The 20,424-nt window shown below is 70.7% G+C and carries 14 protein-coding genes; 5 read left to right on the plus strand and 9 right to left on the minus strand.

Features of this window, described 5'->3' with window-relative positions:
• Position 1: 1 nt before the first annotated feature.
• The 7 genes from ACFHYQ_RS18890 to ACFHYQ_RS18920 form a co-directional block, all read right to left on the minus strand.
• Positions 2-1,390, minus strand: a complete 1,389-nt coding sequence (locus ACFHYQ_RS18890; protein ID WP_394302481.1) for an amidase — start codon at positions 1,388-1,390, stop codon at positions 2-4.
• Entirely contained in the window at positions 1,387-2,412 is a 1,026-nt protein-coding gene (locus ACFHYQ_RS18895; RefSeq protein ID WP_394302482.1) for a branched-chain amino acid ABC transporter permease, read from the minus strand. Before ACFHYQ_RS18895 ends, ACFHYQ_RS18890 begins: the two co-directional genes overlap by 4 nt.
• Complete coding sequence (locus ACFHYQ_RS18900; RefSeq protein WP_394302483.1) at positions 2,409-3,275, minus strand: branched-chain amino acid ABC transporter permease; 867 nt, start codon at positions 3,273-3,275, stop codon at positions 2,409-2,411. Before ACFHYQ_RS18900 ends, ACFHYQ_RS18895 begins: the two co-directional genes overlap by 4 nt.
• 1 nt (position 3,276) lies before the next feature.
• A complete protein-coding gene (locus ACFHYQ_RS18905) occupies positions 3,277-4,017 on the minus strand; it encodes an ABC transporter ATP-binding protein (protein WP_394302484.1) in 741 nt (246 codons plus the stop codon).
• Complete coding sequence (locus ACFHYQ_RS18910; protein WP_394302485.1) at positions 4,014-4,790, minus strand: ABC transporter ATP-binding protein; 777 nt, start codon at positions 4,788-4,790, stop codon at positions 4,014-4,016. The genes ACFHYQ_RS18905 and ACFHYQ_RS18910 overlap by 4 nt, the downstream gene beginning before the upstream one ends.
• On the minus strand, positions 4,790-6,100 hold the full coding sequence (locus ACFHYQ_RS18915) for an ABC transporter substrate-binding protein (protein ID WP_394302486.1): 1,311 nt from the start codon (positions 6,098-6,100) through the stop codon (positions 4,790-4,792). Before ACFHYQ_RS18915 ends, ACFHYQ_RS18910 begins: the two co-directional genes overlap by 1 nt.
• A gap of 326 nt (positions 6,101-6,426) precedes the next feature.
• On the minus strand, positions 6,427-7,260 hold the full coding sequence (locus ACFHYQ_RS18920; protein ID WP_394302487.1) for an IclR family transcriptional regulator: 834 nt from the start codon (positions 7,258-7,260) through the stop codon (positions 6,427-6,429).
• Between the two features lie 162 nt (positions 7,261-7,422).
• Between ACFHYQ_RS18920 and ACFHYQ_RS18925 the strand changes: the two genes are divergently transcribed.
• From ACFHYQ_RS18925 to ACFHYQ_RS18940, 4 genes are all read left to right on the plus strand, one after another.
• Positions 7,423-8,886 (plus strand): aldehyde dehydrogenase family protein, encoded by a 1,464-nt coding sequence (locus tag ACFHYQ_RS18925; RefSeq protein ID WP_394302488.1) that lies wholly within the window; start codon positions 7,423-7,425, stop codon positions 8,884-8,886.
• Positions 8,887-9,110: 224 nt separating this feature from the next.
• Positions 9,111-9,830 carry an ABC transporter ATP-binding protein gene (locus ACFHYQ_RS18930; RefSeq protein ID WP_394302489.1) on the plus strand — a complete coding sequence of 240 codons (720 nt, stop codon included), beginning with the start codon at positions 9,111-9,113 and terminating at the stop codon, positions 9,828-9,830.
• Positions 9,831-12,371 carry an ABC transporter permease gene (locus ACFHYQ_RS18935; RefSeq protein WP_394302490.1) on the plus strand — a complete coding sequence of 847 codons (2,541 nt, stop codon included), beginning with the start codon at positions 9,831-9,833 and terminating at the stop codon, positions 12,369-12,371.
• Positions 12,372-12,555: 184 nt separating this feature from the next.
• The gene (locus tag ACFHYQ_RS18940) at positions 12,556-14,664 is read left to right on the plus strand and encodes a penicillin acylase family protein (protein ID WP_394302491.1); all 2,109 of its coding nucleotides are present in this window, start codon (positions 12,556-12,558) and stop codon (positions 14,662-14,664) included.
• A gap of 596 nt (positions 14,665-15,260) precedes the next feature.
• Here ACFHYQ_RS18940 and ACFHYQ_RS18945 read toward each other — a convergent pair.
• Both ACFHYQ_RS18945 and ACFHYQ_RS18950 read right to left on the minus strand, forming a co-directional pair.
• Positions 15,261-16,982: a T6SS phospholipase effector Tle1-like catalytic domain-containing protein gene (locus ACFHYQ_RS18945; RefSeq protein WP_394302492.1), complete on the minus strand. Its 1,722-nt coding sequence runs from the start codon at positions 16,980-16,982 to the stop codon at positions 15,261-15,263.
• 169 nt (positions 16,983-17,151) lie between these two features.
• The gene (locus ACFHYQ_RS18950; protein ID WP_394302493.1) at positions 17,152-19,749 is read right to left on the minus strand and encodes a penicillin acylase family protein; all 2,598 of its coding nucleotides are present in this window, start codon (positions 19,747-19,749) and stop codon (positions 17,152-17,154) included.
• 226 nt (positions 19,750-19,975) lie between these two features.
• Here ACFHYQ_RS18950 and ACFHYQ_RS18955 point away from each other — a divergent pair, with 226 nt between their 5' ends.
• Positions 19,976-20,419, plus strand: coding sequence for a flagellar basal body-associated FliL family protein (locus tag ACFHYQ_RS18955; protein ID WP_394302494.1), 444 nt, complete (start codon positions 19,976-19,978; stop codon positions 20,417-20,419).
• Positions 20,420-20,424 lie beyond the last annotated feature (5 nt).

Below are 20,424 nucleotides of genomic sequence, written 5' to 3' on the forward strand. Positions count from 1 at the left end.
TTCAGCGGTTCTGTTCAGCAGTCAGGTCGGGCGCGGGGATGGCCGGTCGGGGCAGCGGCGGGCACAGGCGCTCGACGAGGCGGGCAGCGTCGAGCACGACGTCGTCCCGCATGGCGGCGCCCGCGAGCTGCAACCCCACCGGCAGACCGTCGGCGAGCGCGACGGGTATGGAGATCGCGGGCAGCCCGGCCGCGTTGTACGCCGACGTGAGCCGGGTCAGCACCAGCTCGACGGGCCACTCCTGGCCGTCGACGTCGAGGACCATCGCCCCGATCGGGGGTGCCGTCACGGGCATGGTGGCACTGGCCAGCACGTCGTACGACGCGAGCGCCCCGTGTGACTCGAGAGCACGGTGCAGCGCGGCCGTTCGCCGCCGGATCGCCGCCTCGTTCCGCTCGACCTGTTCGGCATCGAGCGGAGCCATCCGCATCAGGTCGGCGAGGTCCGGCCCGAACCGGGCGGGATCCCGTTCGAATGCCTCCCGGTGGAAGGCGCCGGCCTCGGCGACGATCCTGGCGAGCACGGCCTCGGGCAGCAGCGGGTCGTCGGGGATGACGACGTCCTCGACGCGCACGCCGCTGTCTTCGAGCAGCGCCCGGGTGGCCGCCATCGCCTCGCGCACCTCGGGGGCGAGCACCGCGTCGTACCAGCCGCCCAGCCAGCCCACCCGGAGCGCCCGCGATGGTACGGCGGCAGGCACAGGTGCGGCCAGTCCGGACATCAGCAGCGCCGCGTCGTCCACGGTGCGCGCCAGCACGCCGAGGTGGTCGAGCGACGGCGCAAGCGGCAGCACGCCGTCGAGCGGGATCCGGCCGCGGGTCGGCTTGAACCCGACGCAGCCGCTGAGCGCGGCCGGAATGCGGACGCTGCCGGCCGTGTCCGAGCCGAGCGCGCCCAGGCAGCTCCCGGCGGCGACGGAGGCCGCCGAGCCGCCGGAGGAGCCGCCGGGGATGTGCCCGTGGCGATAGGGGTTGTGGGTGGGACCGAAGAACGCGCTGTCCGTGCGCCCGCCCCAGGCGAGCTCGTGCGTGGTGTGCTTGCCGAGGATCACGGCTCCGGCGTCTCGCAGCGCGCGCACCGCGCTCGCGTCCCGCGCGGGAATGTGGTCGGCGAACCTGGGCGACCCGTAGCTCGTACGGACCCCCGCGGTGTCGATCAGGTCCTTGATCCCGATGGGGATGCCGTGCAGTGGGCCGTGCCGTACGCCGCCTGTCAGTGCGACCGCCCGGGCGCGGGCCTCGTCGGCGGTCACCGTGGCGTAGGCGTTCAGGTGCGGCTCGGTGGCCTCGATCCTGGCCAGCATCCGCTCGACCAGCTCCACGGGGGAGATCTCGCCGTCGGCGATGGCGGCCGCGGCAGCCGTGGCGGTGTCGACAGATGTGATGATCACGCGCCGCGCCCCCGCACGAAGTAGCCGACGGGGAACAGGCTCAGCCCGGTCCGGTCGCGCATCAGGCCCCACAGTCCGCGCGGCAGCCAGAGCGCGGTCGCGATGCCGACGGCGCCGAGGAGCACGAGATACCACGAGCCGTAGTCGGCCAGCAGCTGCTGCAGCCCGAAGAAGATCACCGCGCCGAGCAGCGGGCCCTCGATGTAGCCGATGCCGCCGATCACCACGATGAAAATCATGTAAGCGGACCACTGCACGCTGAAGATGGCATCGGGGTTGACGCTGAGCGAGCTCACGGTTATCATTCCGCCCGCGGCGCCGCACCCGGCGGCCGACACGAGGTAGACCACGCGCTTGGCCCGCCGTACGTCGATCCCGACCGAGCTCGCCGCGGTCTCCTCGTCGCGAACCGCCATGAGCGACAGGCCGAGCCGGCCGCGCAGCAGCAGGTAGCACGCGGCGATCGTGGCCAGCGCCAGCGCGAGCGCGACCCAGTAGGTGAGCGCGCCGCGCAGGGTCTGGTCGAGGCCGGACATGCCGGCCAGGCCCTTGCCGCTGCCGCCGCCGACGCTGTCGATCCGTACGACCAGGAGGCGGTAGACCTCGGCGATCACCCAGGTCCCGACGGCGAAGTAGTCGCCGCGCAGCCGGAACGCGAGCCACGAGGTGGGCACCGCGAAGATCACGCAGGTGACGGCCGCGAGCGGGACCGCCAGGTACGGCTGCACGCCCTGGTCGGCGAAGGCGATCACACTGTAGGCGCCGATCCCGATGTAGGCCTGCTGCCCGACCGAGACCAGGCCGCCGAAGCCGGCCAGCAGGTTCCACATGCTCGCCAGCGCGATCAACACGAACAGGTTGACCAGCGTGTCGGTGACGTTGCTGAACACCGCGAACGGCAGCGCCGCGAGGACCGCGACCGCGGCGAGCATGACGACGGCCGACAGCTTCGACGACCGGGCGGCGCGGCTCACGTCCAGCGCGGCGGCCGCGCGGGAGGTCACCATCTGGGAGATCGTCATGCGGTCCGTCCTGCGATCAGGCCCTGCGGCCGGAAGGCCAGCACGGCGAGGAAGACGAGATGGCCGGCGAGCAGGGTCAGCGCGGGATCGATCTGCGCGCCCAGCGACTGGGTGACGCCGAGGACCATGCCGCCTAGCAGCGTCCCCCACAGCGACCCGAGCCCGCCGATGACGACCGCCTCGAAGGCGAAGATCAGCCGCGAGGGGCCGGTGGCGGGGTCGAACGACGAGCGCATCGCGAACATCAGGCCGGCCAGCGCCACGGTGGCGAACGCGATGGCGGTCGCGATGCCGTACACGTGCCGGCTGTCGGCGCCCACGAGGTTCGCGGTCTCGCGGTCGTCGGAGGACGCGCGCAGCATCCGGCCGAGACCGGTGCGCGACAGGAACAGCTGGATGCCGGCCAGTGCGGCACAGGCCAACAGGAACGTCGCCAGCGACAGGTAGCCGATCGAGATCGAGCCGTTGAGCTCGAACGAGCCGGTGCCGAACGATCCCCCGTCGAGGGTGCGGGTGTCGGCCGAGAAGACCTCGAGCAGCACGTTCTGCAGCACGATCGACAGGCCGAACGTGACCAGCAGGGTGGCCAGCGGCCCGGACGACAGGCTGCGTTGCAGCAGGACCCGCTGGGTCAGGTAGCCGAGCACCGCGAACAGCGGCACGGTCACCACCAGCACGATCCACAGCGGCAGCCCGGTGCCGCTGACCAGGGCGAGCGCCAGGAACGACGCCACCACGGCGAGGTCACCGTGCGCCAGGTTGACGATCCGCATGACGCCGAACATCAGCGAGAGCCCGGTCGCGAACAGCGCGTAGAGGCCGCCGAGCAGCAGTCCTTGGATGACGGCGTTGAGCCAGCCCATGTCAGTCGTGTCCCTCTCGGGCGCTTCCGGCGGGGAGCGCCTGTCCGATGCCGAAGTACGCGTGCTCGACCTGCTCGGCGGTCAGGTCCCGCGGCCGCCCTTCGAGTACGGACCGTCCCTCCAGCAGGCAGTGCACGCGGTCGGCCACCCGCATCGCCTGGGAGACGTCCTGCTCGACGATCAGCGCGGTGGTGCCGGCGCCGACGATGCCGGGGAGGACCTCGTAGATGCGGCGTACGATCACCGGCGCGAGGCCCAGCGACAACTCGTCGATGAGCAGCAGGTCGGGGTTGGCGAGCAGCGCCCTGCCGATCGCCACCGACTGCTGCTCGCCGCCCGACAGCTGCGAGGCGTTCTGCCTGCGCCGGTCGGACATCCACGGGAACAGCTCGTAGACGCGGGTGACCGTCCAGGGGCCGGGGCGTCTGCGGTAGGCGCCGGTGAGCAGGTTCTCCTCGACCGTGAGGGAGTGGAACAGCCGCCGTCCCTCCGGCACGAGGGCGATCCCCTCCGACACCCGCTTGTACGCCGGGAGCCGGGTGATGTCCCGGCCGCAGAGGCGGATGGATCCCGAGGTCGGCGGGTTGAGCCCGGCCAGGGCACGCAGCAGCGTGGACTTGCCCGCACCGTTGGCGCCGATGATCGCGAGCACCTCGCCCTTCTCGAGGTCGAGGTTGAGGCCGTCCACCGCGCGCAACTGCCCGTGGTGCACGGTCAGGTCGCTGATCGACAGCAGCGTCACGAGTCCTCCCCGTCGGTCAGGCCCTCCTCGTCGGCCAGGCCGGTCTCCGGGCCGCCGCCCAGGTAGAGCTCACGCACCTTCGGGTCGGCGAGCACCCGCATCGGCTCGCCGTCCGCGATGACGTCGCCGCCGGCCAGGCAGACCATCCGGCCGACGGCCTCGACCAGCGCGTGCACGACGTGCTCGATCCAGACGATGCCGAGACCCTCGGCGTGCAGCTGCTTCACGACCTCGACGAGTTCGAGCACCTCCGGCTCGGTCAGGCCGCCGGCGACCTCGTCGAGCAGCAGCAGCCGCGGCCCCGTGCCCAGGGCCCGCGCCACCTCGAGGCGCTTGCGCTGGAGCAGCGCGAGCCGCCCGGCGGGAGTGTTGGCCAGTTCGGCCAGGCCCGTACGCTCGAGCACCTCCATCGCGTGCGTCCAGGCCTGCCTGCCCTTGAGCGCGGCGCCCTGGTGCGCGCAGACCAGCACGTTCTCGAACACGGTCAGGTGCTCGAAGGGCCGGGGCACCTGGTAGGTGCGGCCGATCCCGGCACGGGTGCGGGTGTGGGGCGGGACTTCGGTGACCTCCCGCCCCTGGAACCACACCGCACCGCTGTCCGGGCGGAGATCACCGGAGATCATCGCGAACAGGCTGGACTTGCCGGCGCCGTTCGGACCCACGATCCCGAGCGCCTCACCCGGCCGGACCGACAGCGTCAGATCCTTGGCGACCGTCACCCTGCCGAACCTTTTGGTGATCTCGTCGAGGTGCAGCAGCGCTTGTTCTGTCATCAGCCGTTGGTGGGCCGCAGGTCGCCGCCGACCGGCACGGCCTTGTTCGGCGTGTTGTCCACGATCACGACATCCCAGGGGAACTTCTCCCCCTTGCGCCACTGACCGCCGACCGGATGCTGGATCGCGATGCCCGGCTCGGGACCCGCCGTGAAGTCCAGGTCGCCGCTCATGCAGCTGAGCTTCATGCCGCGCAGCCTGGCCGCGACCTCGTCACGGTCCTTGGGGTCACCGGCCTCCTTGAACGCCTGGATCGCGATCTCGAACAGCGAGTAGACCGAGCCCAGGGCCTGGGTCCACTGCTTGCCCGTCTCCGCGGCGAAGTCGTCGGCGAGCTGCTGGGCGCTCTTGCCGTCCAGGATCGACTTGTACGGGTGCGCCGGGCTCCACCAGAAGTCGGTGGCGATGTTGTCGGTCAGCGCGCCGAGCGCCTCGGCCTCCGACGGGAACAGCATGACCTTCGCGACCGTGGCCAGCTTCGGCTTGAAGCCCTGCTGCTGCGCCTGCTTCCAGAAGGTCTGGAAGTCCGGGGGGATTGGGGTGCAGGTGAACAGCTCGGCACCCGACTCCTTGAACTTCGCGATCTGCGCGCTGAAGTCGGTCGCGCCGTTCTGGTAGGCGCCACCGTCGATCGGGGAGTAGCCGGCCTTCTCCATCATCGGGCCGAGGCCCTGGCGGAACGCGTTGGCGTCGGTGTCGTTGGGCCACAGCGCCGCGACGTTCTTGTTGGAGACGTCCATGCGCTCCCACATCGGGAAGAAGCAGTCGGCGAACTCCTTCATGCCGAAGAAGAACAGCGTCGTGTACTTGAAACCCTCACCCGGCTTGCCGTTCCGGCCGTGGAACCACGCCTCCCAGGGGGCGATCGTGGTGACGTTGGGGATCCCGTTGGCCTCGCACTGGTCGGCCACGGGGTTGGTGGTGTCGGGTGTGGAGGAACCGACGATCAGGTCCACCTTGTCGCTGTTGATGAGCTGCCGGGTGACCTCGGTGGCGCGGTTCGGGTTGGACTGCGTGTCCTTGATGATGATCTCGATGGTGCGCTTCTTGCCGCCGGCGGTGAAGCCGCTCCGCATCGCCTCCTGGATCTGCTTGACCACGAAATTGTCGGCGGTGGCGAAGCCGGCCAGCGGACCCGTCTGGGGACTGACGTAGCCGATCTTGAGTACGTCCGAGGACGAACCGCCGGTGCCCTTCAGCCCGCCGCAGGCGCTCAGCAGGGATGTGCCGCCGAGGGCGGCGGCGCCGAGACCGACCGCGCTGAGGAAGGAACGGCGGTCCATCCCGCCGCCCATGGAAGCGTCGCTCACGCCAGGCTCCTTGCGTAAACGGTGTCCGCGCGCGGGGGCGCCGCATGGAACACCGGGAGTTGTTCTTTAAGGGATCAGGTGAGTCGTCCGAGACCACTCGACCGGTTCGTGACGGGGAGGGACGCCGGACCGTTGAATGCCGGGGGACATCAGGGAATTCGGGATGCGGGGGGAGTTCCGAATGGGGGGGGTTCCGAATGTGGGGGAGTTCGGGATGTGGGGAATTCGTGAGTCGCGGAAGTTGCCCCGACCGTACGAGCCCCCTCGGGCACGAGCAACAGAGCGTTCCAAAATTTCGAACGCGAATTGCTCTCTTGAAACACGATCTAAGAGATGGGGCGGTGGCCGAGGCGGCGGGAGATCTCGGCGGCCGTACGGCGGAGGGCCGGCTCGACGCGTCCCGCCAGCGCGTCGACGGAGGTCGGCGCGATGGTCAGGTGGACGGCGATGTTCACCGCCGCGACGACCTCCCCGGTACGGTCGTGGACCGGCGCGGCGAACGACCGCAGACCCGGGGCGAGCTCCTCGTCGTTGACCGCGATGCCGCTCTGGCGCACCTTGGCGAGGGCCGCCATGAGCTGCTCGCGGTTGGTGATCGTCTTGGGTCCTCGACGCGCCAGATCGGTGCGGTCGAGGATCTGCCGCAGCGTCGCCTGGTCCTTGTACGCCAGCAGGACCTTGCCCATCGACGTGCAGTAGGCGGGCAGCCGGGAACCCGCGTGCAGGTTGAGGTCCATGGCGAGGGAGCTGCGGCGGTTGCTGCGCCGCCGGTCCACGTAGACGACGTCCGGCCCGTCGCTCAGGCCCATGCTGACCGTGAACCCCGTCTCGTCGGCGAGGGCCTGCAGCAGCGGCGCGGCGACCCGCGGGAGCTCCATCGAGTCGATCGCCGCGAAGCCTAGGTCCACCACCCGGGGGCCGAGGAAATACTTCCTGGTCTCCGGGTCCTGCTGGACGTACTCCAGCTTGGTCAGCGTGGCGACGTACCGGTAGGTGGTGCTCTTGTTGAGGCCGACGGTCCGGGCGAGGTCGGCGATCCCGAGCGTGGAGCGGTCGCCAGCGAAGGCTGACAGGATGCGCAGGCCGCGCTCCAGCGACACCGAGAAGGAGGCGGAGGGCTCGGTACGGCCACGGGGGCGCGGGGCGTTCTCTGCGGTCATGGGCGTCAGGATACGGACAGAAACGGACAGGATACGGACAGAGCGTTTTACGTACTCGAACGATGGCTTGACCGCCGGGCCGTTCACGTGAACGCTTCTCGTTCGGGCGCGTCGCGGCCTCCAAGGACAGAGAATCCGATGCGAGTGAGGAGATCGAGGCAGATGGCACCGGGGGAACGCATCGGACACTTCATCGGTGGAGAGTGGGTGACCTCCGAGTCCGGCCGCTCGTACCGGAAGCGCTCTCCCTGGTCCGGTGAGGTTCTCGCCGAGGTGGCCGCCGGCGACGGTGAGGACGCGCGGCGGGCGATCGTCGCCGCCCACGAGGCGTTCGAGGGCTGGGCCGGGGCGCTGCCCTGGCGACGGCAGCAGATCTTCCTGTGTGCGGCCGACATCCTCGAACGCCGCCGCGACGAGGTGCTGGGCGCTCTCGCCGTCGAGACCGGGTGCGGCCGTGTCTTCGGCGAGGTCCAGGTCGGCTTCGCGCTCAAACTGCTCCGGCAGGCCGCTCAGCTGGGCTATCGGCCGGCCGGGGAGTTGCTCCCCTCGGATGTGGAGGGCACGCGTGCGGCGGCCGTCCGGCGTCCGGTGGGCGTGGTCGGGGCGATAGCGCCGTGGAACGCCTCGCTCACGCTGGCGGGCCGGGCGGTCGTCGGGCCGCTCGCCCTCGGCAACACTGTGGTGCTGAAACCCTCGGAGGAGTCTCCGTACACGGGTGGTGCCCTTTGGGCGGAGATCCTCCAGGAGGCCGGACTGCCGGCCGGGACGTTCAACGTCGTCACCCACGCCCCGGGGGAGGCCGGAGCGGTGGGCGACGCGATGCTCGCGAGCCCCCTCGTCAAGCGGATCAACTTCACCGGGTCGACGCCGACGGGCAGGCGGCTCGCCGAGAAGGCCGGGACGTACCTGAAGCGCGTCGTGCTTCAGCTCAGCGGCCAGAACCCGCTCATCGTCGCGGCCGACGCCGATGTCGGGTACGCGGTGGACGCGGCGGCCTACGGCGCCTTCGTGCATCAGGGGCAGGTGTGCATGTGCGCGCGACGCGTCTATGTCGAACGGCCGCTGGCCGAGGAGTTCACCACCCGGTTCGCGGCGAAGGTGGCGACGCTGCCGACCGGAGATCCGTCCGATCCGGCGACGGTCGTCGGCCCGGTCATCAACGAGTGGGCCCTGGCCCTTCTGGAGCGCCGGGTCAACGAGGCCGTAGAGCTCGGCGCCCGCGTCCTGGCCGGGGGCGTCCCCGCGCCGCCGTGCTATCCGGCCACGGTCCTCGCCGACGTCCCCGACGAAGCCGAGATCGCCCAGGGTGAGACCTTCGGACCGGTGGTGATCGTGGAGGCCGTCGACTCGGCGGAGGAGGCGGTCGCCCGGGCCAACGCCTCGGACCTCGGGCTGGCCGCCTCGATCATCACCGGGGACACCCGCCGCGGCCTGCGTCTGGCGTCCACCTTGGAGGTCGGCATCGTCCACGTGAACGACCAGCCCGTCAACGACGAGCCGCAGATGCCGTTCGGCGGGGTCAGGGACAGCGGCTGGGGACGGTTCGGCCTCGGGTTCGCCGCCGAGGAGTTCTGCGAGCTCCGATGGGTCACCGTACGCGACCAGGACCGCGAGTTCCCCTTCTGACAGTGGGGAACGCGCTGGTCGTTCCGACGGGCTCCGGCATTTGACGTAGAGGGTGCATGGCGGATCGGCTCAGTCAGGTGGCGTCGGTTTGCCGATTCCGTGAGTGATCTCCTCCGGGAGCATCGGAGTCGTACTCCCCTCCTGTCGCGCCCCACCAGGGCCGAGCTGGAACCACTCGGAAAGTGAGGTGCCCCTTGGCGCCCCCCACCTCAACCCTCCTCGACGTGGCTGCCCGTACCGTGGACACGGTAAAGGTGTACGGGCGCGACGAGTCCGTCGTCCGTGCGCTGGACGGTGTGACCATCGACTTCACCCGTGGCGCGTTCACGGCGATCATGGGCCCGTCCGGGTCCGGAAAGTCGACCCTGCTGCATTGCCTCGCCGGGCTGGACACCGTGACCTCCGGAGAGGTCTACATCGGTGATACGGCGATCGCGGGGCTGTCCGACAGCGACCTGACGTTGTTGCGGCGCGACCGGCTCGGGTTCGTGTTCCAGACCTACAACCTGGTCCCCACGTTGACCGCCGCGGAGAACATCGAGCTGCCGCTCCGTCTGGCTGGCCGGCGTGCCGACCCGGCGTGGCTGGAGACCGTCGTCGCCGCCGTGGGACTCGCGGATCGGCTGGGACACCGGCCGGCGGAGCTGTCCGGCGGACAGCAGCAGCGGGTCGCCGCGGCCAGGGCGCTGGTCACCCGGCCGGAGATCCTCTTCGCGGACGAGCCGACGGGCGCGTTGGACTCGCGCTCCAGCGCGGAGCTGCTGGCCTTCCTGCGCCGCGCGGTGGACGAGTTCGGCCAGACGATCGTCATGGTGACCCACGACCCGATGGCCGCCGCCCGGGCGGACCGGGTGGTGTTCCTGGCCGACGGCCGCATCGTCAACGAGATGAGCGCGCCCACCGCGGGCGACATCCTGGACGCGATGAAGAAGCTGGGTGGCTAGATGTTCATCGTCGCTCTCAAGGGACTGGCCGCCCGCAAGCTGCGGCTGTTGCTGACCGCCGTCTCCATCGCCCTGGGCGTGTCGTTCGTCACCGGGACTTTCGTGCTCGGCGACACGATGACCGCCACGTTCGACAAGCTGTACGCCGACATGGGGGCGGGAACGGACGTCACCGTCCGGGCCCGGCCCTCCTTCACCGACACCAGCACCCTGGGCTCGACCCGTCCCATGCCCGTCGACCTGGTGGACCGGGTCCGGGAGGTGCCCGGGGTCGCGGCCGCTGAGGGCGGCGTCACCGGCTACGCCCTCATGCTGGACAAGTCCGGCGAACCGATCCAGCCGGGCGGCGCCCCCACGCTCGGTGTGAGCCACGCCGCGGACGAGAAGCTCGGCGGCAGCATCAGCCTGCGGGCGGGGCGGGCGCCGGCCGGGCCGAACGAGGTGGCCATCGACGCGGCGACCGCACGCAAGCACGGCTACGCCCCGGGCGACCGCATCCGGATCGTCTTCGAGTCCGGCAAGCCGGCCGACTTCGCGCTGGTCGGCGTCATCGGGTTCGGCGACGCCGACAATCTGGCCGGCGCGACCCTCGCCGCGTTCGACCTGTCGACCGCGCAACGGGTGCTTGGCCGTCCCGGCCAGGTGGACGAGATCGCGGTCCGGGCCGTCGACGGGATCGGCCCGGACGAACTGCGGACTCGTGTGGCGGCCGTACTGCCGGCCGATATGGAGGCCGTGACCCGCGCGACCGTGGCCGGCGAGGCCAGCCGGGCGGTGCGCGAGGGCCTGTCCTTCTTCACCACCGCGTTCCTCGGTTTCGCGGCGGTCTCCCTGCTCGTCGGCGGCTTCCTCATCTGGAACACGTTCTCGATCCTGGTGGCGCAGCGCGGCCGGGAGCACGCCCTGTTGCGCGCGATCGGCGCCCGACGCCGGCAACTGCTCGCCGCGGTCCTGATCGAGGCGGTCGGGACCGGTCTGCTGGCGTCGGCACTCGGGCTCGGCCTGGGTCTGGTCGTCGCGGGCGGGCTGCGCGGCCTGCTCGCCTCGGTCGGCATCGAGGTGCCGACGACGACGCTGCAGATCGAGTCGCGTACGGTCGTCGCCGCGCTGGCGGTCGGCCTCGGCGTGACCCTGGTCGCGGCGCTGGTGCCGGCCTGGCGGGCCACGCGCGTACCACCGATCGCGGCGCTGCGGGAGGCCGCCACGCCGGCCCACACGTTGCCGAAGGCCCGGATCGTTCTGGGCGGGGTTCTCCTCGCGGCCGGCCTGCCCGCACTCTCCTGGGCGATCGCCGGTGCGTCCCGTGCCGGTGCGGCGACGCTCGGCTCGCTGGCCACCTTCGTCGGGTTTCTCCTGCTCGCTCCCGCGCTGGTCCGCCCCCTGGTCGCGGTGCTCGGGGCGCCGATCGCCCGGCTCGGTATGGCAGGGGCGCTGGCCCGGCAGAACGCGGGCCGGACACCGCGGCGCACCGCGTCGACCGCCGCCGCGCTCACCATCGGGCTCACCCTCGTGGTGGCGATGACGGTCGTGGCGACCTCCATGAAGGCTTCGGTCGCCGATGTGCTGGTCCGCGCCAACCGTGCAGACCTGATATTGAAGGCCGGCAGCCAGATGGCTCCCGGCATCCCGGCGGCCGCAGCGGACAAGCTGCGCGTGCTCCCCGAGGTGGGGGTGGTCTCGCCGATGCGGTTCGGCCGGATCCAGGTCGCCGGTCAGACCAACTCGGTCGCGGCCGTCGATCCCGGAACGGCGGAGCAGGTGGCCGACATCGGGGTCGCGTCCGGCTCGCTGTCGGCGCTCGCCGACGGTGAGTTCATGGCGACGGTGGACGAGGCGAAGGCGCATGGCTGGCAGGCTGGCGACCAGGTGACGCTGCGCTTCCCGCACACGGGGGACCACACGCTGCGGCTCGCCGGCACCTACACCGACACCACCTTGCTCGGCGCCGGCTATCTGATCACAATTCCGACGTACGAGGAGAACTTCAGCGAGCGACTGGACGTCGCCGTGCTCGTCACCGCCGCCGGGGGCGTCGCCGCGGATGCCCTGAAGCGGTCCGTGCAGCAGGCGCTGGCCGACTACCCCAACGTCGCGGTCCAGGACACCGCCGAGTTCAACGCCACCCAGGGCGCCACCGTCGACCAACTGCTCGGCCTGGTCAACGTGCTGCTCGGCCTGGCCGTACTCATCGCGCTGCTCGGCGTGGTGAACACGCTGGCGCTGTCCGTGCTCGAACGCACCCGCGAACTGGGCCTGCTGCGCGCGGTGGGCATGACCCGGCGACAGGTGCGCGCCTGCATCCGCTGGGAGGCGGTGCTCGTCGCCGCGATCGGGTCCGTGCTGGGGACGGTGCTCGGGCTCGTCATCGGCATGGCCGCGGCCCGGGCCCTGGCCGGCGAGGGGATCACCGTGCTTCAGGTGCCGATCGCCCAGCCCCTGGTGTACGCCGTGGTGGGCGCGGCCGCCGGGATCCTCGCCGCGATCACCCCGGCCCGGAAGGCGGCGAAGGTGGACGTCCTGCGGGCCGTCGTCGCCGAGTGATCGGGTTCGGTTCAAGAACCCGACTGTGACCCCCGGGGCCGGGACCGCACTCGCGTTCCCGGCCTCGGTCAAGAGTTCTCCTGCTGACGCGGCGGAGATCAAGCTGGATATGCTCTGTATATCGCCCGCTCGTCGTGCCTGCCGCCCGCAGGCGTACCGAACAGGTAGCGGAAGGGGCGAGGTCGTGAGCATCACCGTCTGCCGGGACTCCTGGGGGATCCCGCACCTTCGGGCGGACGGCGAGCGGGAGCTCGCCTTCGCCCAGGGACGCGTCACCGCGCTGGACCGCGCCTGGCAGATCGAGGTCGAACGGCACCGGGCCGCCGGGACGAGCGCCGCCTTCCTCGGCCCCGCCGCGGTCGGCTGGGATCGGTTCGCCCGGCAGGTCCGGCTGGCGGACACCGCCAGGCGCTGCTTCGACGACCTCGACGCCGACACCGCCGCCTGGGTGCGCGCGTACGTGGACGGGGTCGACGCCGGTCTGGCCGAGGGCGCCCGCCGGGCGCCGGAGTTCGCGGCGGTCGGGCTTCGGCCGGGGCGGTGGCGGCCCTGGACGCCGCTGGCCATCTGGCTGTCCCACCACATCCTCTTCGCCGGCTTCCCCGCCAAGCTGTGGCGCGAGGAGGTCGCCCGGCGGCTCGGCGTCGAGGCGATCGGGCTGTTCGCCTCCGATGGGGCGGCCGTCTCCGGCAGCAACGGCTGGCTCGTGCCCGGTGATCGCACCACCACCGGGCACGCCATCATCGCGGGCGATCCGCACCGGTTCATCGAGGACCCCGGCGTCTACCAGCAGATCCACCTCGCCTGCCCCGAGTACGACGTGGTGGGGCTGGCCGTGCCCGGCGTCCCCGGCATCCCCCATTTCGGGCACACCGGCACGGTGGCCTGGGCGATCACCAACGCCATGGCCGACTACCAGGATCTCTACCGTGAACGGCTCAGGCGCAGCGGAACGCGGATCGAGGCGCTCGGCCCGGGCGGGTGGCGGCCCGCCGCGGCCCACGTCGAGACCATCGAGGTCGCCGGCGCCTCCGAGCCCGTCGAGGTCGAGGTCATCGAGACCGAGCGCGGCCCGGTCGTGATGGCCGAGCCATACGAACCGGGTGCCGCCGATGCCGCCTGGGAGGCGATCAGTCTCCGCTATCCGCCGCGGGTGCGCGGAGAGCTGGGGTTCGAGGCGCTGCCCGCTCTGCTCAGGGCGGTGACCGTCGCCGATGTGGACCGGGCGCTCGACCGGTGGGCCGAGCCCGTCAACGTCGTGCTGGCGGCGGACATCCGCGGCGGGACCCTGCACCGCGTGGCGGGCGTGGTGCCGGTCCGGCATCCGGACAACGGCCTGCGCGTCGTGCCGGCCTGGGACTCGGCGTACGAGTGGCACGGCCGGCACGTGCCGATGCCGCGCCGTGTGGTCGACGGCATCACGGTGATGGCGAACCAGCGGGACCTGTCCGAGCCGCTCGGCGTCGAGTTCGCCGCGCCGCATCGCGCCGACCGGATCTGCCACCTGCTCGAAAGCTCGCCCGGCCTCTGGGCCGTCGAGGGCATGGCGGCCGTGCACACCGACACCCACCTGGCCTCGGCGGCAGCGCTGCTGGATCTGCTGGCCGGACTCGACGGGCTGGGCCTGGCCGCCGTACGGCTACGCGACCGGCTGATGAGCTGGGACCGTCGGATGGACGCCGACAGCGCCGATGCCCTGGCCTACGCCGAGCTGCGGTCGGCGGTGGTACGGCGGCTCGCGGCCCACCCCGCGCTCGCCGCGCTGATAGATCATGATGGGCCGGTGTACCCGGAGGTCTTCCTGCCGTGGCTCTCCCCGGCCCCCCGTGTCGCGCACGGACTGGGGACGTTGCTCACCACCGACCCCCTGCCCGACCTGTTGCCCGGGCTGGAACGGACAGAGCTGGTCGAACTGGTGCGGGCGGCCCTCGAGAAGGTGGCATCCCGCGAGACTGCGAGCAGCTGGGGGGATGCCCACCGGCTCGCGCCCCGGCGGGCGCTGCCCGAAGGCTCCTCCGAGGATCCGCCGGAACGGCCCGGGCTGTCCGGCGACCACGACTGCGTGCTGGCGACGTCGAGCATCCCCGGTGTCACCCACCACTGCGCCCGTGGGCCGGCCGCGCGCTATGTGTGGGATCTGGCGCGACGTGACGACAGCCGGTGGGTGGTCCCGCTCGGCGCCTCCGGCGTACCCGGCGATCCCCACCGGCGCGACCAGCTGCCGCTGTGGCTGCGCGGCGAACTCGTCCCCGTGATCACCGACTGGCGTCATCTCACCGAGGAGCGAACGTGACCACCGAGTCCCGCGCAGTGCCGTTGCTCGACACCCTTTCGAAGCATCTGGAGAGCCTCGCGGCCGAGCGCGGAGGCGTGCTGGGTGTGCTGCCGGGGCTGGTCTCGGACGACTCCCCGGACTGGATCCGCGTCGCGGATCTGGTGCGTGAGCCGTACGACGGGCTGCGCGTGTTCGTGGAGGAGACCGCGGGCCGGTGGGGCGCGCCGCCTCACGTGGGGGCGGCGCTGCTGTGGAAGACGTACGGCTACTGGCACACGCTGCCGATGGTTCTCGGGTGGGCGCTTGGGCGTCGGGTGCCGCTGATGCGCCTCGACGACACGCTGGTGAGGTCGTCGGCGGCGGGTGTGACGGTCGCGGCGACCGGGGTGACCGTCGCGGTCCTTCCCGACGATCCGCTGGCCGGCGCGCCCGGCGCGGTGGTCGTAGAGGACCTGGCGGCGGCCATCCGTGAGTCGCTCATGGAAGGTCAACTGCCGGTCATCAAGGCGTTGAACGCGCTGACCAAGGTGGGCGAGCGCACGCTGTGGGGCTCCACGGCCGAGGCGATCGTCCATCCGTTCACGCTGCTCGGCTCGTACGGCGAGGCGCGTCGGTTACTGGACGAGATCGGGCCGCCGGTGGCCGGACTGGTCGTCCCGGAGGGTGACGGGTTCCGCCGGCGCACCTGCTGCCTGTGGATCACCCTCCAGCCCTCCGACCCCTGCTCCACCTGCTGCATCCGCCGGTGAGGCGCCCTCCTCGGGCATCCTCGTAATGGTGAGCCGCACGCTGCCCTGGTTGTTCCCGTAGCAGCCCCACGCGTCGTTGGCGAAGGCGTACAGGTACCCGCTCCTGGCCACCCGGTGGCGGGTGCCGGCGCCCACGGCGATGCGCTCGTGGGCCCTGGTCGTACCGCCGACGGACATCGCGTCGTTGGCGACGACGGCGACCAGTGACATCCACGGCATGTCCTCCTCCCGGCGCGCGCCGACGAAGTCCGCCACCCTGTTCCGTGTCACAAGCCGGAACAGCTTTTCGCCTCGGCCGAGCAACGTGCCCACGAGCCGGCCCTTCTCGACGAGAGGGTTGAAGCGGCGAAGGCCCGTGGTTCCGGCGGGTCCGGACAGGATGTCGGCGTCCCGCCAATGGCCCGTGGCGGTGAAGCGGTAGTCACCGGGCTCGAGGTAGAGCCCCGTCTCGTTCCACGGCAGGTGGGCGAAGACCTCGACCGTCTTGCTCTGTCCTGCGGCGAGCACCTGGGTGGGCCGGTACGGCCCGCTGGTGATGGGCGGGTTCCGGTACCGGTCGTACGCCGACTGGTGGATCAGCGGGCTCACCGTGTTCGGGTCGATCTCGGGTACGGCACGCGGCCGTGGCTGAAGGAAGATCGCGAACACCGGCTTGAGCGACGGGTAGAGCAATGGCTCGAACACGCCGAGCAGGTCGCGGTTGTCGTCGTGCAGGATGTCGAGCGGATCGGGGTTGATCTGGTCTTCCACGACCTTCTTGTGGAAGCCGAGCTCGACCGCCTCGCGGGCTTCGTCGATCATCCACCGCAGTGCGCAGTCGCTCAGCCCTCGCTGAAGATGACCGCCGCCCACGTCCTGGTGGCTGCCGGGGAACCACACCTGCTTGACGACCTGTTCCGCCCCGTACGGTTCGGACCACAGCGCGGGCGTGTACGGACGGCGGCGTTCGTCCAGGGCCACGGCGTGGCGGCCGTGCCTGATATGCGGGTTGAGCCGCAGGTCGTGGAAGTCGTACCGGTGCAGCGGGTCCAGGAGATTGAGCCAGCCCAGGTAGTCCGGAATGCCGAGTGCGCCGACGGTCTCCCACACTCCGATGAAATGAACCGGGATCCGTTCGGCGTCATCGGGGTCCCAGCGGAAATTGAGATCGCGACGCCATTCACGGCTTCGAGTTTCTCGCCCCCTTCGCCGGTACCCACGGTCGTACAGATCCTTGACCCGAGGCCACAGCGTTTCCTCATCCCCCGGCCCGAAATCGACCAACCCGCACGCCGATATCATTCCGGCGAGGCTGCGCACGGTATAGGCGCCGCGACTGAAACCGAAAAGCGATATGTCATCCCCCGGCGCATATCGCGTGGTCAGCCAGAGATAGGCGTCCATCACGTTGTCGGACAGCCCGAGCCCGACGGCTCCTCCCAGCAGCCTGTTCCGCAGCGTGCCCACGCCGGGCTGGTAATAAGCCAATTGACGGACGTCGTCTCCACCCGTCTCGGTCAGCGCGTTGTACAGCCGGCACACGTTGGTGACCGACTGGATCTCCGGGCTACTCCAGGTACCGTCGCAGCACACGATGAGATGGGTCATGATTCCCCCGTGGTTTCCCCGTGATCCGCCGACCTCGTGGGAGGCGTGATCAAACGATTCCCGAGGGGTGTCCCACGGAAACTCGCCCTCGTATGTTTCGGGACCGCCCTGTGGATATCTGAGCTGAAATCCCGATTGATTCGATTGTCGGTTCGCTGTCGGTTCGCGCCTATTGGGCGGCCGGGGTGAGGGTGAGCGTGTCGGCCGCGTCCGCGCGGACGGCCTTCTCGGAGGAGCGCATCGGGGTCGTCTGCCCGTCGGCCCACAGCTCGGCCTGATCGTCGTAGTTGGTGTGGAAGGCGTGGCCGGAGGCGCCGGTCAGGTTGATCCAGCGTGAACGGTCGAAGTCGGCCAGGTCGATGACCATGCGCATCGACGGCACCCAGGTCACCTCGTAGCCGTCCGGGGCGTGCCAGCCGGTCGCGTCCACGGTGTCCTGGCCGCCCTGGGTGCGCAGCGGGCCGCGGTTGAACAGCCACTCGATCGGCCCGATGCCCGAGCTGCCGAGCGTCTCATGGGTGAGCTCCAGCGTGTGCAGGTCGCCCCAACGCCAGGCGGACGGGTCGTCGCCGAGCAACTCGGTGAGCTCCGCCCTGGCGTCCGCCAGGGCGGCGGTGAGCATGTCGTCCCTGGTCTCGGTCCGGTCCGTGGTGCTCACGTCGTCCCACCACGGGTCGTCCGGCCGGTCCAGCAGAACTCTGATCACCTCGTACCACCGGTCGCCGCCACCGGGCCGGGCGAAATCGGACAGCTCGTCGTCGAATGTCCGCCGCAGCAGGTGCCGCCAGACCGCGTTGAAGTAGGCGGCCCCGGCCGACTCGCGGTCCTGGTCGAAGTCCCAGCCCCGCAGCGGCTCCCCGGCGCCGACGCGCAGCAGGTGCGGCACGAGCAGGGGCGCGAGGCCGTTGCGGGCGTCACGCTGGATGTCCCGCAAGGTCTCGGCCGAGACCTTGCCCTTGGCGATGGCCTGCTCCAGAAGGTCGACGACGCGCTGGGAGCGGTAGCCGTACGACCAGTCATCGGTCAGGAACGGACCGCCCTTCTCCTGACGGATCACCGCGTTGTTGGCGGTGACGATGTATCCCGCCGGCGGGTTGTAGACATATGGCAGCTTCTCGAACGGGATGAAGCCCTGCCACTCGTACTCGCCGGTCCAGCCCGGCGCGGGCCAGCGGCCGTCGCCCTTGGCGCGGACCGGGATCCGGCCCGGGGCCTGATATCCGATGTTGCCGTCCACGTCGGCGTAGATCAGGTTCTGTGCCGGGACCTCGAAGGCCGCCGCGGCCGCGCGGAAGTCTTCGAAGTCGTCTGCCTTGTTCAACAGGAGGATCGCGTCGGCCGTGCGGCCCGGGTCCAGCGCGGTCCAGCGCAGCGCGACCTCCACTCCCTGCGACAGGCCCTGCGGCAGGTCCTGCGACAGGTCCGGTGGCTGCTCGCCCAGCTTGGCGGCGGCGCCCGGTACGGCTCTGCCCGCGTCGGCGAGCACCTCGGAGATGATCGGGCCATGGCCGGTCGAGCGTACGGTGAGGCTCACCGGCGTGCCGCCCGCGACCTTGATCTGCTCGACGCGGGTCTCCATGGCCCGCCACTCGCCCTTGAACTGGTAGGTGTCGCCCTTGGTCCGCTCCAGGTAGAGGTCGGTGACGTCCGGACCGAGGTTGGTGAAGCCCCAGGCGATGCGGTGGTTGTGGCCGATCACCACGCCGGGGAGCCCGGCGAAGGTGTAGCCGGTCAGGTCGAAGGGACACGCCGGGCCGCGCTGCCGGCAGTGCAGCCCCGCCTGATACCAGATCGACGGGATCCGTGGGCCGAGGTGCGGGTCGTTGGCGAGCAGCGGTTTGCCGGTCGTGGTGTGCGCCCCGCTCACCACCCAGGAGTTGGATCCGATGCCGGCGAGGTCGCCCCCGGCGGTGCCGAGCAGGGCGGGCAGGGCGCGCATCGCCTCGGCCGTCCTGGCCAGCGCCCGCGCCTGTTCGGGTACGGCCTGCCGTACGACTCGCGTCATGTCTTTCGCCGCGGTCCCGGTGCCGCTTTCACCTGTCACGATGGGCCGGTGCCGGTCGAACGGGTAGCCGGGGAAGAGCTGCTCGGCCCGGTCGACAGGGACGGACCCGGCGGCCAGCGCCCGGTCCAGCTCCTCGCCCATGTTGGAGCGCAGGTCCCAGGCCATCGCCTTCAGCCAGGCGAGGGAGTCGGCGGGGGTCCACCGCTCGGGCGTGTAGTCACCGTTGGTCAGCTTGAGCACGGCGTATTCCAGGCTCTTGTCCGCCGTGCCCGCGTGCTGGTCGAGCCAGGCGTTGACGCCCGCCGCGTAGTCCTCCAGGGCCTTGCGGGTCTCGGGCGCGAGCAGCGCGATCTCCTGCTCGGCGACCCGCCGCCAGCCGAGCGTGCGTACGACCTTGTCGATTTCGAGAGTGCTCGCGCCGAAGAGCTCCGACAGGCGGCCCGCCGTGGTCTTGCGGCGGAAGTCCATCTCCCAGAAGCGGTCCTGGGCGTGGACGTACCCCTGCGCCCGGAACAGGTCGGCCGGGCTGTCCGCGTAGATCTGCGGGATGCCGTACGCGTCCCGATGCACGGTCACCGGCGCTGCCAGGCCGGGCAGCCTGATCTCGCCGTCGAGCTGTGGGAACGACTGCCGCACCGTCCAGACCACCACGCCCGCCCCGGCGATCGCCACCACGAGGACCAGGACCAGCAGCGTGGTCAGGACGCGGGCGGCCCAGCGAAGCGGGCGCGGCAGGCGAGCGAAGGGAGCGATCCTGACCACGGACGACCTCTCATGACACGTAGCCCCAGCAGCACATGTAGCCATGGAACAGCCTGGCAGCCGGCCATGTAAGGCAGATTACTTCCCGGTAGCGTTTCGGCCTCACCCTGGCTTGTTCAACTGGTGGGTTAACGATCAGGTCTCTTCTTCCCGGACCGGTAACCCCCGATGGTCGTCCGCTCGTTCACAGAACATCTACGCTTCAAAGACTTCGGGAGTACGGACGGTGGCGTACCAGCAAGGTCCCCAGGATCCATGGCAGTGGCAGCAGACCCAACCGGGGCAACAACCGCCCTTCCAGACGCCCTACGGTCCGCCCTCGGGATATGGCTATCCGCCGCCGCAGCCTCCGAAGAAGAACAACACGGCGCTGATCGTGGTCGTCATCGGTGTCGTCGCCCTGTGCATCTTCGGCGGTTGCTCCACGATCCTCGTCCTGGCCAGTGGCAAACCCCCGAAGGCCGTCGCCACAGCCCCGGTAGCCGAAACCGAGCCCCAAGAGCAGCCGCGGCCACAAGAGGAGCCGAAGGAGGAGACACAGGAACAGGAGCAGGTCGCCGATCCGCTCCCCGCAGAGGTTCAGCGGCCCGCGAACGCCGGGGGCACCCTCACCCGTAAACAACCAGCCGGTGCGCAGAGCGTGATGGCCGCTGGCCCGGCGTCGATCTGACCGCT

Source organism: Sphaerimonospora cavernae (genome assembly GCF_042435035.1).
In the GTDB taxonomy this organism is placed as follows: Bacteria; Actinomycetota; Actinomycetes; order Streptosporangiales; family Streptosporangiaceae; genus Sphaerimonospora; species Sphaerimonospora cavernae.